At 66.4% G+C, this 13,660-nt stretch carries 14 protein-coding genes; 9 read left to right on the forward strand and 5 right to left on the reverse strand.

The genetic code is table 11. From position 1 onward, the window contains the following. Positions 1 to 66: 66 nt before the first annotated feature. The 3 genes from KQ305_RS12935 to KQ305_RS12945 all read left to right on the forward strand — a co-directional run bounded on the left by KQ305_RS12935 (position 67) and on the right by KQ305_RS12945 (position 2,750). Positions 67 to 666 carry a superoxide dismutase gene (locus KQ305_RS12935; RefSeq protein ID WP_259725810.1) on the forward strand — a complete coding sequence of 200 codons (600 nt, stop codon included), beginning with the start codon at positions 67 to 69 and terminating at the stop codon, positions 664 to 666. Between the two features lie 634 nt (positions 667 to 1,300). Then, positions 1,301 to 2,164, forward strand: a complete 864-nt coding sequence (locus KQ305_RS12940) for a CBS domain-containing protein (protein WP_259725811.1) — start codon at positions 1,301 to 1,303, stop codon at positions 2,162 to 2,164. Continuing rightward, a complete protein-coding gene (locus KQ305_RS12945) occupies positions 2,115 to 2,750 on the forward strand; it encodes an EAL domain-containing protein (protein ID WP_259725812.1) in 636 nt (211 codons plus the stop codon). Before KQ305_RS12940 ends, KQ305_RS12945 begins: the two co-directional genes overlap by 50 nt. Here KQ305_RS12945 and queA read toward each other — a convergent pair. The 5 genes from queA to lipB are packed head-to-tail and all read right to left on the reverse strand — an operon-like array spanning position 2,695 to position 8,401. Further along, positions 2,695 to 3,867, reverse strand: a complete 1,173-nt coding sequence (queA, locus tag KQ305_RS12950; RefSeq protein WP_259725813.1) for a tRNA preQ1(34) S-adenosylmethionine ribosyltransferase-isomerase QueA — start codon at positions 3,865 to 3,867, stop codon at positions 2,695 to 2,697. The two genes, KQ305_RS12945 and queA, sit on opposite strands and share 56 nt — an antisense overlap. A 4-nt stretch (positions 3,868 to 3,871) precedes the next feature. Then, positions 3,872 to 5,215 (reverse strand): dihydrolipoamide acetyltransferase family protein, encoded by a 1,344-nt coding sequence (locus KQ305_RS12955; protein ID WP_259725814.1) that lies wholly within the window; start codon positions 5,213 to 5,215, stop codon positions 3,872 to 3,874. A 46-nt stretch (positions 5,216 to 5,261) separates the two neighbouring features. Further along, positions 5,262 to 5,705 carry a YlqD family protein gene (locus tag KQ305_RS12960; RefSeq protein WP_259725815.1) on the reverse strand — a complete coding sequence of 148 codons (444 nt, stop codon included), beginning with the start codon at positions 5,703 to 5,705 and terminating at the stop codon, positions 5,262 to 5,264. A gap of 59 nt (positions 5,706 to 5,764) precedes the next feature. Further along, positions 5,765 to 7,693, reverse strand: coding sequence for an AMP-binding protein (locus KQ305_RS12965; protein WP_259725816.1), 1,929 nt, complete (start codon positions 7,691 to 7,693; stop codon positions 5,765 to 5,767). Positions 7,694 to 7,720: 27 nt separating this feature from the next. Then, positions 7,721 to 8,401, reverse strand: coding sequence for a lipoyl(octanoyl) transferase LipB (lipB, locus tag KQ305_RS12970; RefSeq protein ID WP_259725817.1), 681 nt, complete (start codon positions 8,399 to 8,401; stop codon positions 7,721 to 7,723). A gap of 63 nt (positions 8,402 to 8,464) precedes the next feature. On the opposite strand from lipB, the gene hpf reads away from it, so the two are divergent. From hpf to KQ305_RS13000, 6 genes are all read left to right on the forward strand, one after another. Next, entirely contained in the window at positions 8,465 to 9,052 is a 588-nt protein-coding gene (hpf, locus tag KQ305_RS12975; RefSeq protein WP_259725818.1) for a ribosome hibernation-promoting factor, HPF/YfiA family, read from the forward strand. Next, a complete protein-coding gene (gene deoC / locus KQ305_RS12980) occupies positions 9,042 to 9,719 on the forward strand; it encodes a deoxyribose-phosphate aldolase (protein WP_259725819.1) in 678 nt (225 codons plus the stop codon). Before hpf ends, deoC begins: the two co-directional genes overlap by 11 nt. Then, positions 9,712 to 10,518, forward strand: coding sequence for a DNA repair protein RecO (gene recO / locus KQ305_RS12985; RefSeq protein WP_259725820.1), 807 nt, complete (start codon positions 9,712 to 9,714; stop codon positions 10,516 to 10,518). Before deoC ends, recO begins: the two co-directional genes overlap by 8 nt. Then, positions 10,515 to 11,855 (forward strand): MFS transporter, encoded by a 1,341-nt coding sequence (locus tag KQ305_RS12990; RefSeq protein ID WP_259725821.1) that lies wholly within the window; start codon positions 10,515 to 10,517, stop codon positions 11,853 to 11,855. The genes recO and KQ305_RS12990 overlap by 4 nt, the downstream gene beginning before the upstream one ends. Before the next feature lie 48 nt (positions 11,856 to 11,903). After that, complete coding sequence (locus KQ305_RS12995) at positions 11,904 to 13,091, forward strand: glycosyltransferase family 4 protein (RefSeq protein ID WP_259725844.1); 1,188 nt, start codon at positions 11,904 to 11,906, stop codon at positions 13,089 to 13,091. Positions 13,092 to 13,166: 75 nt separating this feature from the next. Then, positions 13,167 to 13,646 carry a response regulator transcription factor gene (locus KQ305_RS13000; RefSeq protein ID WP_259725822.1) on the forward strand — a complete coding sequence of 160 codons (480 nt, stop codon included), beginning with the start codon at positions 13,167 to 13,169 and terminating at the stop codon, positions 13,644 to 13,646. Positions 13,647 to 13,660 lie beyond the last annotated feature (14 nt).

A 13,660-nucleotide genomic window follows, 5' to 3' on the forward strand; every position in this document is an offset into this window, starting at 1 on the left:
CGGCGCTGCAGCTGCCTTCCCCAGGGTTGCAATCGTTACAATGGCGCGTAGACCCCTCCCTCTCCCATGGCTCACCAGCTGCCCGAACTGCCCTACGGCCTCGACGCACTCGAGCCGCATATCTCCCGGCAGACCCTCGAGTTCCACCACGGCAAGCACCACGCCGCCTACGTCACCAACCTCAACAAGCTGATCGAAGGGGGCGACCTCGAAAGCAAGAGCCTCGAAGAGGTGATCCTGGCCGTCGCCGGTGACGCCACCAAGGCCGGGGTGTTCAACAACGCCGCCCAGGTCTGGAACCACAGCTTCTACTGGCAGTGCATCAAGCCCGGTGGCGGCGGCGCCCCCACCGGTGCTCTGGCCGACAAGATCGCCGCCGACTTCGGCAGCTTCGAGGCCTTCAGCGAGCAGTTCAAGACCGCCGGCGCCACCCAGTTCGGCAGCGGCTGGGCCTGGCTGGTGCTCGATGGCGGCACCCTGAAGATCACCAAGACGGCCAACGCCGATCTGCCCCTCGCCCATGGCCAGAAGGCCCTGCTCACCATGGATGTGTGGGAGCACGCCTACTACCTCGACTACCAGAACCGCCGTCCCGACTACATGACCACCTACCTCGACAAGCTGGTCAACTGGGACTTCGTGGCCGGAAACCTGGCCTCCGCCTGATTCTCAACCAGCACATCTGGGAATTCATCAACCCCATTCTGCCTATAGCCCCTGCATTTTGCGGGGGCATTTTTATAGCAGCTATAACATGTTCGCCCTCTCATCAGGGAATGGCCACAACTCTCTGCGGAATGGCATCGTTGCCCACTTGTAGCAAGGGCCGCTGCTAGAGGCCCAGCTAGAATCAGAAGCGATTAATATCCCTAATGGTTTTAGCATCATCCTGCCCCACCATGAGAGCAGATCTTCCTCATTGCCTAAAGCAGAAAATGATCCTAGAATTATAGAATCTGTCATGGGCAGGATCATTGGATAAAAACAACCGGCCAAAGGGCCCAATTTCAACTCCGATGATCCCAGGCAAGCCATTCTAAAGGATGTCGCTATTGCCTCTCCCGATACCTCGCTTGATGCGGCCTTTACCCTGATCAGAGGCAATGCCGCTTCCTGCGACCTGAACCAGCTCCACAAGGATAACCTTGATTCCACAATTGCCCAGGCAGCAAAACGCAAAACTGGCTGCCTGTTAATAGCCAATGCAGATCAGCGCATCATTGGGATCCTCAAAGAGCTGGACTTACTAAAACTAATTATCAGCGATTCACCCGGCTCTTCTACAACAGTGGAAGAGGTGATGACCACCCCAGTTGTCACGATTCAGCTAGAGGAGTACAAAGATATCTTTGTAGCAAATCGAATAATGAAAGCCCGGAAAATTCGCTATCTGCCAGTCGTTGACAGTGATGGCAGACTGGAAGGACTGATTACGCAATCAAGCCTGCGACAACTGCTGAAGGAAAGCCACTTTCTGCGCTTGCGTAAAGTGTGTGAAATCATGACGAGCACCGTCGTCACGGCTTCACCTTCGGACACCCTGCAGCTTGTAGCCAGATTGATGGTCAACAAACAGGTCAGCTGCATCGTGATTTGCAGCGGTGCCAGCATCGAGCCGGAAGATCAAATTCCCGTTGGAATACTCACAGAAGGGGATCTCGTACAGCTAAACAGATTAGGTGTTGATTTCAATTCCGTTGAAGCAGCGCAGATCATGAGCACTCCGCTGACCTTCGCTCAAACCAATGACTCCATAGGGGTTGTACTGAGTCTCATGGCTTCTCTCCATGTGAGGCGCTTGGTCATTAAATCCCAAAATGGAACCCTTGCCGGGATCGTAACCGAGACCAGCCTTACCAGTGTCCTTGAACCCCAGGAGCTCTATGGAGTCATGGAGATCATGCAGTCTACCGTCAATCACTTGAGGGCGGAGCGTACAAAGCTTCTCCTCCAGATGGATCTAGATCTGGAGCAAGGCTTTCGGAACTCGGAATTCCATATGGTCTGCCAACCTCAGCTCAATCTAAGTAGTGGAAGAGTCTGCGGCGCCGAAGCCCTGATCCGGTGGCAATGCCAGGGTCGGGGGAGCATTCCCCCCCAATCACTTCATTCCCTTGGCCGAAGAGAGCGGATTGATCGTAGACCTTGGCTATTGGATCCTTGAGCAGGCCTGCAAGCAGGGGCAAACATGGCTGAAGTCATCGGTACAACCGATCAGCATGGCTGTGAACGTGTCCAGCATTCAGCTGGAGGATCCAAATTTCATTCAGCGAGTTTCAGAAATCACTTGCGAAACAGGCTTCCCAAGTGAATTGCTGCATCTTGAGCTCACCGAGAGTGTGCTGGCTGAGAACTTTGAGGGCCTTGCAAAAGTTCTCGACAATTTGCAGTCACAAGGAATCAAGATTGTCATCGACGACTTTGGCACTGGTTTCTCGTCTCTGGCTTATCTTCAGCATTTCAACTTTAACTCCCTGAAGATCGATCGCTCCTTCGTTACCGGCATTGAAGGCAAACCACGAAATCAAGCCATCGTGGATTCCATCATCCAGCTTTCGAGCGTTCTCTCTTTTGATGTGGTGGGTGAAGGAGTTGAAACAGAGGCGGAATTTGATCTGCTGCGGAACAAGGGCTGCCACGTCATCCAGGGCTACCTGTTCAGTCGACCATTGGGCGTGGTTGGGTGGGCCGACTTCACCGCTGACCTGGAGGATTTCGCTCTGAATCCTTTGAGTCTTCGGACGGAGTAACCCCGGGGGGCAGCACCGCTGCCGGAGGAATCCACATCGCATCGCCATAGGAAAAGAACCGATAGCCACCGGCGATCGCTTCGCCGTAGAGCTCCAGCAGCCGCCGGCGACCGATCAGGGCGCTCACCAGCAGCAACAGGGAGCTCCTGGGCAGGTGGAAGTTCGTGAGCAGCCCCTGCACCACTTGGAAGCGGAAGCCCGGCTGGATCACCAGGTTCACTGGGCCCGCATAGGGCGCCAGCACGCCCCCCCCCATGGCCGCGACCCCTTCGAGAGAGCGGACACTGGTGGTGCCGATGGCGATCACCCGGCCGCCCTCCCGCTGGCAACGGGCCACCGCCTCCACCAGCTCAGGGCTCACCTCTACCCACTCGCTGTGGAGTTCCAACTCACTGAGATCCTCCGTTTCAATCGGCCGGAAGGTGCCCAGACCCACATGCAGAGTGGTGCGGGCGATCGTCACCCCCCTGGCCCTGATCTCAGACAGCAACTCGTCACTGAGGTGGAGCCCGGCCGTTGGGGCGGCCACGGCACCTGGCCGCTCGGCGTAACGGGTCTGGTAGCGCTCGTCGTCGCTCGGGTCGTGGCTGTGGATGTAGGGCGGCAGTGGGATGGTGCCGTAGCGCTGCAGCAACCCCTCGATCGCCTCGGCCGTGGCGCGATCGGAGGGGAAGCGGAGGATGCGGCCACCACTGGCGGGATCCTCCCCCACCACCTCGACCGGGAGTGGAGCCTCACCTGGGGCCTCCAGTTGCAACAGTTCTCCAGGGCGCAGGCGCCGGGCCGGCCGGGCCAGGGCCAGCCAGAGACCATCGCCGAGAGGGTTGATCAGCAGCAACTCCACGGCGCCGCCGCTGGCGCGGCGCGCCGCCAGCCGCGCCTTGAGCACCCGGGTGTCGTTGACCACCAGCAGATCACCGGGCCTCAATTCGTGCTGGAGATCCCAGACCTTCACATGACGAGCGCCCGGAGCAGGTGTATCCGGTGGCTCGACCGCCAGCAGCCGGGCGGCATGCCGCGGTTCTATCGGCCTCTGGGCAATCCTCTCCTGGGGCAGCTCGAAGTCATAGCTGGAGAGGCGCAGATCCGGATCGTCGGCGCCAGCTGCCAGGGCCATGGGGTCAGAGGGCCAGACTTTCGGGCCGGTTCTCGATCAGGTCGGCCAGATCCTTGAGGAAGGCCGCCGCATGGGTGCCATAGATGACGCGGTGATCGGCGGTGAGGTTTACCTGCATCTGACGCCGCACGGCGATCGACCCGTCCTTGAGGGCCACCACCACGGGCCGGGAGGCGGCCACCGCCAGGATGGCGCCGGTTCCCGGCGGCAGGATCGCGTCGAAGCGATCGACCCCGAACATGCCCAGGTTGGAGAGGGTGAAGGTGCCGGTGGTGTACTCCTCCGGCTTGAGCTGCTTGGAACGGGAGCGGGCCACCAGATCGGCCCACAGTCGCGACAGCGCGTAGAGGTCGGTGCGGTCGGCGCCGGCCAGCACCGGGGTGATCAGGCCGCCGTCATCCATGGCCACCGCCACCGCCACGTTGATGGCCGCCGGGTAGGCCATGCCGGCGTCGCTGGCCGAAGCATTCAGCTGGGGATGGCGGGCCAGGGTGATGCCCACCGCCTTGGCCAGCAGGGCCGTCATCGTGACCCCCTTGGACTTCACCTGCTTGTAGAAGCCGTCGAGCCGGTCGGTGGTGATCGTGTAGCCGACGTGGAAGCAGGGGACCGCCAGGCTGGCGTTCATGTTGCGATTGACGGCCTGCTGCAGGGTGTTGAAGGCCACCGTCTCACCGGGGCGGCCAAAGGCCTGACCAGCGGGCGCGGCAGGAGCGGCGGCGGCGCCATTGCCAGCGGCGACCGCCATGGCCGGAGCGGTGCCCTCGGCCACCCGCGGAATGCTCACCGGTTGGCCGGTGGCCTGCTCCACGTCCTCGGCCTGGATCCTGCCGTTGGGTCCGGTGCCCCGCACAGAAGCCAGGGCCACGCCCAGCTGGGCCGCCAGTTTGCGGGCCCGGGGGGTGGCCACCACGCGGCCGTCGCCGGCGCCGGCTGGCACAGCCACTGGTGCCGGTGCAACGACCGGGGCCGCCACTGGGGCCGCAGGGGCCACCGGCGCTGGTGCCGGGGCAGGAGGCACGGCAGTGGGTACCGCCGGAGCCGGGGCCGCCGCCACCGCAGCAGCCGGTACGGGGGCCGCCGCCTTGGCCGCGGCGATCTCCGCTTCGGTTTCCACAATCAGACCGATCGTTTCACCCACCGGAGCGGTGCTGCCCGCCTCCATGAGCACGGCCGCCAGGAAGCCTTCCTGAAAGGCCTCCACATCCATGTCCGCCTTGTCGGACTCGACCACGAGCACGGATTCTCCGCGTTCGACGCGTTCCCCGGGCTTCTTGAGCCACTCCACGATCTTGCCCTCCGTCATGGTGGAGCTGAGGGCCGGCATGAAGATTTCGTGGGTGGCCAACGGGGGACTGCCTCTGTGATGGGGGGGATTTTAGGCGGCGGAAGGATCAGCCCCCCTCGATCGCCTCAATCACGCCGTCCCGCACCAAGACCGACACCTGCAGCTTCTGCACCAGGTTGTCGCCCACCTGGACGTCGCAGAAGCTCTCGATCTGCCCCTGTTCCACCACCTGCTCCATCTCCAGTTCCCGCACCTGGCGCTGCTGCTCCAGCACCTGGCGCTTCTGCTCCTCGAACTCGGCTCGCTTGGCCGCCACCTGTTGCTGCACCGAACCGACCTGTTCCTGCACCCGTGGATCAAGGGGATTGGCGCTCTGGCGGCGGATCTCGTCGATCAGCCGTTGCCCCTCCTGCTCCAGCTGGGCCAGCTGCTGGTCGAAGTTGGTGAGCGCGGTGCTGAGCTCCCGCTCCGCATCTTCCTTCCAGCGCGGCGTGACCACGGCTCGCACCGTGATCGATCGCTTGATGTTCAGGCTGTTGCCGTCGGCCATGGGAGTGCAGGTGCAGGGCTCAGGCTGTCAGGCCACGGGCGATCCGGTCAACCATGGGGTCAGCTCTCCCCGTAAAGCGCGGCAATGGCGGCCCTGTCCCGGTCGGCGATGCGATCCCGTCGTTGCTTCAGGGTCTGGGTGAGCAGGCCGTTGTCGATGCTGAAGGGCTCCACCAGGGTCACCGCTCCGAGCCGCTCATCCGGGCGGGACGCCGGGCGGGCCGCCAGCAGGCGATTGCACTCACGGCAGAGGGCCCGCAGCAGGGCCGGGTCGGCACCCGGGTACGGCAGGTTTGCCTCGGCGGCAAAGGCCTGCAGGGCCTCCGCCTTCGGCACCACCAGGGCACCGAGCTGCTTGCGGTCCTGGCCCACCAGCATCACCTGCTCCACCAGGGGCGACGCCACCAGGGCCTCCTCCAGGGGTCCGGGCTCGATGTTCTCGCCGCTGCTGAGCACGATCGTGTCCTTGGCCCGGCCGGTCAGCACCAGGGTTCCATCCGCCAGCAGCAGGCCCAGATCGCCGGTATCGAACCAGCCCTCCCCGTCCAGCACCTTGGCCGTGGCGTCGGGCTTGTTGTGGTAGCCCGCCATCACCTGGGGGCCCTTCGCCAGCACCAGCCCCCGCTCACCCACGGCGAGAGGGGCCCTGCCCTGCGGATCCACCACCTTCAGGGCCGTGTCCGGCAGGGGCAACCCGGCACTGCCGCGACGGTTGCTCCAGGGCCGCCGGCAGGCGAGCACCGGGCTGGTCTCGGTGAGTCCATAGCCCACCAGCAGCTCGATGCCGACGGCCTCGAAGAAGCCGTCGACGTGGATGGCCAGGGCACCGCCACCGCTGATGGCGGTGCGCAGCCGCCCCCCCACCAGCTGGCCGCGCACCTTCGGCCAGAGCAGTGCACCGGCCGTGGCATGCAGCGGCCAGAGCAGCAGGGCACCCGCCGCGGCCACAAGCCGGGTGGCGGGAGATTCCTGTTTCAAGGTGAGATCGAGGGCCACCCGCTTGCGCCGGTGGAAGGTTCGGCTGACGGCCAGGGCCTTACCCAGAAGGCGCTGGCGTGACGTCGGCATGGCCGCCAGGGCATCCTCAAAGCCAGAGAGCAGGGCCTCCCACAGCCGCGGCACGCTGATCAGATACTGGGGCCGCACCTTCTGCAGGTCGGAGCGCAGCTGCTTGAGGGTGGTGTAGGTCTGGCGGCAGCCGCAGCTCAGCAGGAAGTATTCGGCGGTGCGCTCATAGGCATGCCAGATCGGCAGCACGGAGAGCACGTGATCCCCCGGACTCGGCGACACCGCCACCCCGAGGGTGCGCAGCTGGTGCAGCAGGTTGGCGTGGCTGAGGGGCACCCCCTTGGGCTGGCCCGTAGTGCCGGAGGTGTACAGCAGGGTGGCCAGCCGCTCGGGCCCACCCGTGGGGACAGGCGGCAAGGCCTTGGAGGCGCCAAGGGCCTGGAAGGTGTCCCAGGTGAGGCAGGGCAACGCCACCGGCGCGGTGGGGGCCTCGCCCTCCAGCAGCAGCACGAAGCGCAGCCGCCCGAGGGCCTGCCCATCGAGCGCCAGTCGCTCCAGCAGGGCGGCCGACTCCAGCACCAGGCCCACGGCGCCGGCGTCCTCGAGGATGTAACGCAGCTCCTCGGCCGGCGCCGCGCTGCCCCGCACCGCATCGGCCGCACCTGCCCGCATCAGCCCCTGGTCGGCCACGAGCCAACGGGGACCGTTTTCGGCGAACAGGGCCACCACGTCGCCATCGGCCACCCCCAGATCGGCGAAGGCCGCCGCGGCCCGGTCGATCGCTTGGCGCAACTCATCGAAGCGCAGCGTTTCAGGGTGGCGGCCATGGGGCGCGTCCAACGCCACCTGGGAGCCATACAGGCGCTCCAGGTCTGGCCAGAGGCCCTCGAGCCCCTCGAGCTGGCTCCAGTCGCGGCGGCGGAGAAGGGCGCGGCGGTCCTGGGCGCTGCCGCTCCAGTGGATCTCGGCTCTGGCGTTCATGGGCGGCCGGCGCAGCGCAACGGATGGTCAGGATTCTCCCAGTCCCTCCTCCGGCCCGGGCTGCCGCAGGGTCAGGCCGAAGCGGCGGGCGAAGGCCGCCAGCAACAGCGGGGCCACCTGCTCCGGGGTGAGGCAGGGCCGCCAGTCCGCGAGCCGTCCCACCGGCCGGCCGGCCAGACCGCAGGGAACGATCGACCCGAAACCCTCCAGGGAGCCGTTCACGTTCAGGGCCAGGCCGTGCTGGCTGATCCAGCGCCGGGCCCCGACTCCGATCGCCGCCAGCTTGCGGCCCTCCAGCCACACCCCTGTCAGCCCCTCGACGCGCTCCCCTTCCAGCCCCAGCTCCGACAACACCTCCAGCACGACGTCCTCGAGGGCCCTTAGATAAACGTGCAGGTCGCCGCCGTGGCGCTGGAGGTCGAGCACCGGATAGAGCACCAGCTGGCCGGGCCCGTGGTGGGTAACCTCCCCGCCCCGATCGATGCGGTAGAGGGGCAGGGGCGGGTGGTCGGCGTCGAAACCGAGGTGGGACAGGCTCGCCCCCCGACCCAGGGTGTAGCAGGGAGTGTGCTGGAGCAGCAGCAGGGCGTCGGGGGCGGAGGGATCGTCGAGCCGACGACGCTGCAGACGACGCTGCCAGTCCCAGGCCAGCGGGAAGGGCACCGGGGCCTTGGATTCAAAAAGAATTGCGGGAGTGTTGGGGGCCATGCACCTGCGTTCCTAGCTTGGGGATGCCCCAGAGCCAGAATTCCTCTGGAGGAGCGAATCCGAATGAAACTGTTGATCCACGGCCGCAATCTCGACGTCACACCAGCGATCAGGGAGTACACCGAAACCAAGCTCAACCGCGCCATCAGTCACTTCGATGGCATCGTCAAGGAAGCCGACGTGCACCTGTCGGTGGAACGTAACCCCAGGGTTCCGCAGCAGACGGCTGAAGTCACCGTCTTCGCCAACGGCGTGGTGATCCGAGCCCAGGAACGCAGTGAGAACCTCTACGCCAGCATCGACATGGTGGCCACCAAGCTGAGCCGCCAGCTGACCCGCTACAAGGACCGGCTCCAGGAGCGCACCCAGGGACCGGTGCACCGCTCGGCCGCCGCGGAGGAAGCCGGAGCGGCCACACTGCCCAACCCCGGGGACTCGCTCACCGATGGCCTCGAGCCCGCCGTGCCCCACCGCGGCGTGCGCCGCAAATATTTCGCCATGCCGGCAATGGACCTGGAGGGGGCCCTGCATCAGCTGGATCTGATCGATCACGACTTCTACATGTTCCGTGATGCGGGCACGGGCCAGATCCAGGTGGTCTACCGGCGCAACCACGGTGGATTCGGCGTCATCCAGGCCCGTGACACCTGAGCGGCAGGCGGAACGGCCCGATCTCGCCCCCCTGATCGATCACGCCCTCCTGGACCCCCACCGGGGCCAGGAGGCGATCCTGCGCTGCTGCGATGAGGCCCGCCATTTCGGCTTCGCCGGCGTGTGCCTGGCCTCCCGCTGGCTGCCGCTGGCCCGCGAACGGCTGCCGGTCGATGGGGCGGTGAAACTGATCGCCGTGGTGGGGTTCCCCTTCGGAGCCATCCCCGCGGCGATCAAGAGGGCCGAGGCGGAATGGGCTGCCTCCGCCGGTGCCGACGAACTGGACGTGGTGCCGGATTTCGGCGCCCTCGCCGATGGCGATGGCAGCGCCGTTCTCGACGACCTGGCGGCCATCACCGATCTGGGCCTGCCGGTGAAGGTGATCCTGGAGGTGGGCCGGCTCGACCCCGAGGCCCTGGCCCTGCTGGTGGAGATCAGCATCGATGCCGGCGTGCGCTACCTCAAGACAGGCAGCGGCTTCGGCCCCCCGGTGACGACCGATCAGGTGGGCCAGCTGATGGCCCTTGCCAGGGGCCGGGCCGCGGTGAAGGCCTCCGGCGGCATTACCGATCTGGAGCAGGCGCTGGCCCTGGTGGCCGCCGGAGCCAGCCGGTTGGGCACCAGCCGGGGCGTGGCCCTGATGCAGGCCCTGCGCGCCGGTGCCTGAACGCCACCTCGAGGGCCTGGCGCTCACCTGTCGCCCCCTGGGCGAACATGACCGACTGCTCACCCTGCTCAGCGAGAACGAGGGCCTCACCCGGCTGGCGGTGCCAGGCGCGCGGCGGCCGAAGAGCAGCCTGGCCGCCGCCGTGCCCCTGGCCCACCTGTTTCTTCAGGTGGGGGGCTGCAGCGGCCTGGGGCGGGTGCGCCAGCTGCGGGTGCTACGCAATTACACCGGCCTGGCCCAGCGGCTGGAGACCCTGGCCGCCGCCCAGGCCCTGGCTGAGCTGTGCCTGAAACTCGTGCCCAGCGATACGCCGGCCCCGGGGGTGCTCGCCGACCTGCTGCTCCAACTCGGGCGCCTGGAGGCGGTGGTGAAGGACCGTGCCGATCGGGTGGAGGCCCTGGCGGTGGCTGTGCAGGGAAGCGTCCACCTGCTGGCCCTGGGGGGCTTCGCCCTGCCCCTGCAGCGCTGCATCCGCAGCGGTGCCCCGCTGGCGCCGCCGATCGGAGACTGGGACTGGCGCTGCAGCCTGCTGCCCAGCGAGGGACTGGCGATCGGTGCGATCCCCGGTGCCCGGGTGCTGCTCAACCCCTCCGAGCTGGCCCTGCTGCAGCGGCTGACGCGCCCGAGCCCTCCCCGACGCCGTGACGGCCAGCTGATGGGGCCGGAAGCGGTGTGGCTGCACCTGCTGGATCTGGTGGAGTCCTGGTGCGGGGAGCATCTCGGTCAGAGACCGCGAGCCTTCAGACTGCTGCGGACCGCCTGCGACTCCATGCCCTCCCAACCGTCCGAGCCAGCATGAGCCCGAGCGGCAAGACCGAGAGGGGACTGGCCGGAGTCCTGGCCCTGCCGGGGTTTCGGCGGCTCTGGATTGGCCAGGTGTTCTCCCAGCTGGCGGACAAGTTCTACATCGTGTTGATGGTGTTCCTGATCGCCCAGTACTGGGTGACGGACACCCCCCAGAGCAATGCGGCCCTCGCGGAGGCGGCCGCCGCCTTCCGGATGAGCTTCGAGACCCGGGCCCAGATGATCACCCTCCTGGCCACTGGGATTTACGTGGCCAACACCGTGCCGGCGATGCTGCTGGGCACGGTGGCGGGCGTCTGGGCCGACCGCTGGCCGAAGCGCACCGTGATGGTGGCCTCCAACGGCCTGCGCGCCGGATTGGTGATGCTGGCCCCCCTGTGCCTGCTGCCCGGGCCGATGTGGCTGGGGCTCAGCTGGGGCTACTGGGCCCTGGTGGTCATGACGTTCTTCGAGTCGGTGCTGACCCAGTTCTTCGCCCCGGCCGAGCAGGCGGCCATCCCCCTGCTGGTGAGCTACCCCCAGTTGCTCGCCGCCAATTCGGTGTACCAGGCCACCAGCATGGCCGCCACCATCGTCGGTTTCGCGCTCGGCGATCCGATCCTGCGCCTGCTTCGCACCTTGCTGGCCCAGGTGGGGATCCCTGGCGGGGAGTTCGTGCTGTTGCCGCTCTGCTACGGCGCCGCGGCCGTGGCCATCGCCGGGATCGAGATCCACGAACCGCCACGGGTGCAGCGCTCCATCTCCGTCTGGGAGGAGATCGGCGAAGGGTTGCAGGTGCTGCGGGAGCGCCCCAACGTGCGCAGCGCCATGATCCAGCTGGTGCTGCTCTACAGCCTGCTGGCCGCTCTCTATGTGCTGGCGATCAGCCTGGCGGCCGCGATCGGCGGGCTCGGTCCCACCCGCTTCGGGGTTCTGTTGGCCATGAGCGGGCTGGGGCTGGCCGTGGGGGCCCTGGCCATGGCCCAGCTGGGTGAACGCTTCAGCCGGCGTGCCCTGGCCAGTGCGGGACTGGGGACCATTGCCTGGTGCCTGGTGTTGCTGGGCCAGCTGCAGGGAAACCTGGTGTTCACCTTGCTGCTCTGCGGCCTGCTGGGTGTGGGCGCCGCCCTGCTGGCGATCCCCGCCCAGACCACGATCCAGGAAGATACCCCGGAGAACCAGCGGGGCCGGGTGTTCGGCCTGCAGAACAACCTGATCAACATCGCCCTCAGCCTTCCCCTGGTGCTGGCGGGCACCGTGGTGAGCCGCTACGGGCTGCTGCCGGTGCTGTGGGGGCTGGCGGCCATCGCGGCGATCGCCGCCTTGAGTGAACGCCCCTGGCGTAGCAGTTGATGGTTCGCCAGACGCTGCTAAATTCCGCTGTTGCGTGATGCCATCCAGGTGATGCACATTGCCTGGTTGGGCAAGAAATCCCCGTTCTGCGGCAACGTCACCTACGGACTGAGCACCACCGAAGCCCTCCGGCAGCGCGGCCACTCGGTGAGCTTCATCCACTTCGACACGCCCACCCCTTCCCTGGGCCGGCCTGAAGCGGGGGCGGGCGAGCTCACGGTTCTCGGGCGGCCGGATGACAACCCCGAGGTGGCCCTGCCCTACCTGGTGAAGTCTCAGGTGTACACGATCCCCTCCCCAGGGGCCCAACGGGAGCTGCGGGAGTCCCTGGAGCGGCAGCGGCCCGATCTGGTGCACGCCAGCCTCACCCTCTCGCCTCTGGATTTCCGTCTGCCCGACCTCTGCCAGCAGCTGGGTCTGCCGTTGGTGGCCACCTTCCATCCGCCCTTCGACGCCGGGCTGCGCAACCTCACCGCAGGCACCCAGCAGCTGACCTACCAGCTCTACGCCCCCTCCCTGGCGAAATTTGACAGGGTGATCGTGTTTTCCGAGCTGCAGGCCGAGGTACTGGTGCGCCTGGGTGTGCGTCGGGAGCGGCTGGCGGTGATCCCGAACGGGGTCGACACCGAGGCCTGGGCGCCGGCGGCCCCAGGCAGCGAACCCGACCTGGCCCAGTTGCGCCTCAGGGTGGGCGGCCGACGCGTGTTTCTGTACATGGGCCGGGTGGCCACCGAAAAGAACGTCGAGGCCCTGCTGAAGGCCTGGCGGCTGGTGCGTCCCCAGGGCTGCGTGCTCGTGATCGTGGGGGACGGGCCCCTGCGCTCCTCGCTGCAGACCGGCACGGAAGCCGACGTGATCTGGTGGGGCTACGAAGCCAGCCGAGCCCGGCGGGTGGCCCTTCTGCAGCTGGCCGAGGTGTTCCTGCTGCCATCGCTGGTGGAAGGGCTCTCCCTGGCCCTGCTGGAGGCCATGGCCTGCGGCACCGCCTGCGTGGCCACCGATGCCGGCGCCGATGGGGAAGTGCTGGAGGGTGGGGCGGGCATCGTGATCAGCACCCAGGGCGTCACCACCCAGCTGCGCACCCTGTTGCCCGTGCTGCGGGACCAGCCGGTGCTAACGGCAGAACTGGGACGACGAGCCCGCATCAGAGCCCTGGAGCGTTACACCCTGACCGGCAACATCGACGCTCTCGAGAAGCTCTACAAGGAACTCAGTCCGCAACCGGTGGCCGCATGATGCAGTTTTTCAGCCACTTTTAAGCCCTGCCGTTTCGCTCGGATCGCGTCAAAATGAAGCACGGTTCCAGGCTCCATGAACTCACCCCTTTCCCTTCGGGAACGTTCGGCACAGCGGGCGATCGTCCCCACCGCCACCCAGGTCATGACCTGCCCTGAAAGGCCCAACGCCGATAAACCCACCGTCTCGATCGTGGACGACGACCCCCACATCCGCGCCATGGTGGCCGAGGAGTTGGCGGACTCCGGCTGCGAGGTCCGCTCACTCACCAACGGCCTGGCCCTCGAGAAAATGCTGGGCGAAGGGGGGATTGACCTGGTCTTCCTTGACGTGCAGATGCCCGATTGCGATGGCATCGAATGCCTGCGTGATCTGCGCGCCCATGGTTTCACCGTGCCGGTGGTCATCTTCACCTCCCTGAACGATCCCGAACGGCGCCGCCAGGCCCAGGAGGCAGGCGCCGACGACTACGTGCTCAAGCACGAACTTCTCGACCGGCTGCCCGACCTGCTGGAGCGGCTCCTGCCCAAGCGGACCGAGAACAGCGACCTGTGACGACCAAGCCACCG

It is taken from the genome of Synechococcus sp. CS-1332 (genome assembly GCF_025127995.1).
GTDB lineage: Bacteria > Cyanobacteriota > Cyanobacteriia > PCC-6307 > Cyanobiaceae > Cyanobium.

Bases quoted from the DNA above. Each gene is read 5' to 3' on its own strand.
- lipB (WP_259725817.1), bottom strand. From the start codon at position 8,401: ATGGCCCCCAACACTCCCGCAATTCTTTTTGAATCCAAGGCCCCGGTG.
- KQ305_RS12960 (WP_259725815.1), bottom strand. From the start codon at position 5,705: ATGGCCGACGGCAACAGCCTGAACATCAAGCGATCGATCACGGTGCGA.
- KQ305_RS12935 (WP_259725810.1), top strand. From the start codon at position 67: ATGGCTCACCAGCTGCCCGAACTGCCCTACGGCCTCGACGCACTCGAG.
- KQ305_RS12965 (WP_259725816.1), bottom strand. From the start codon at position 7,693: ATGAACGCCAGAGCCGAGATCCACTGGAGCGGCAGCGCCCAGGACCGC.
- queA (WP_259725813.1), bottom strand. From the start codon at position 3,867: ATGGCCCTGGCAGCTGGCGCCGACGATCCGGATCTGCGCCTCTCCAGC.
- KQ305_RS12940 (WP_259725811.1), top strand. From the start codon at position 1,301: ATGACCACCCCAGTTGTCACGATTCAGCTAGAGGAGTACAAAGATATC.
- hpf (WP_259725818.1), top strand. From the start codon at position 8,465: ATGAAACTGTTGATCCACGGCCGCAATCTCGACGTCACACCAGCGATC.
- KQ305_RS13000 (WP_259725822.1), top strand. From the start codon at position 13,167: ATGAACTCACCCCTTTCCCTTCGGGAACGTTCGGCACAGCGGGCGATC.
- KQ305_RS12990 (WP_259725821.1), top strand. From the start codon at position 10,515: ATGAGCCCGAGCGGCAAGACCGAGAGGGGACTGGCCGGAGTCCTGGCC.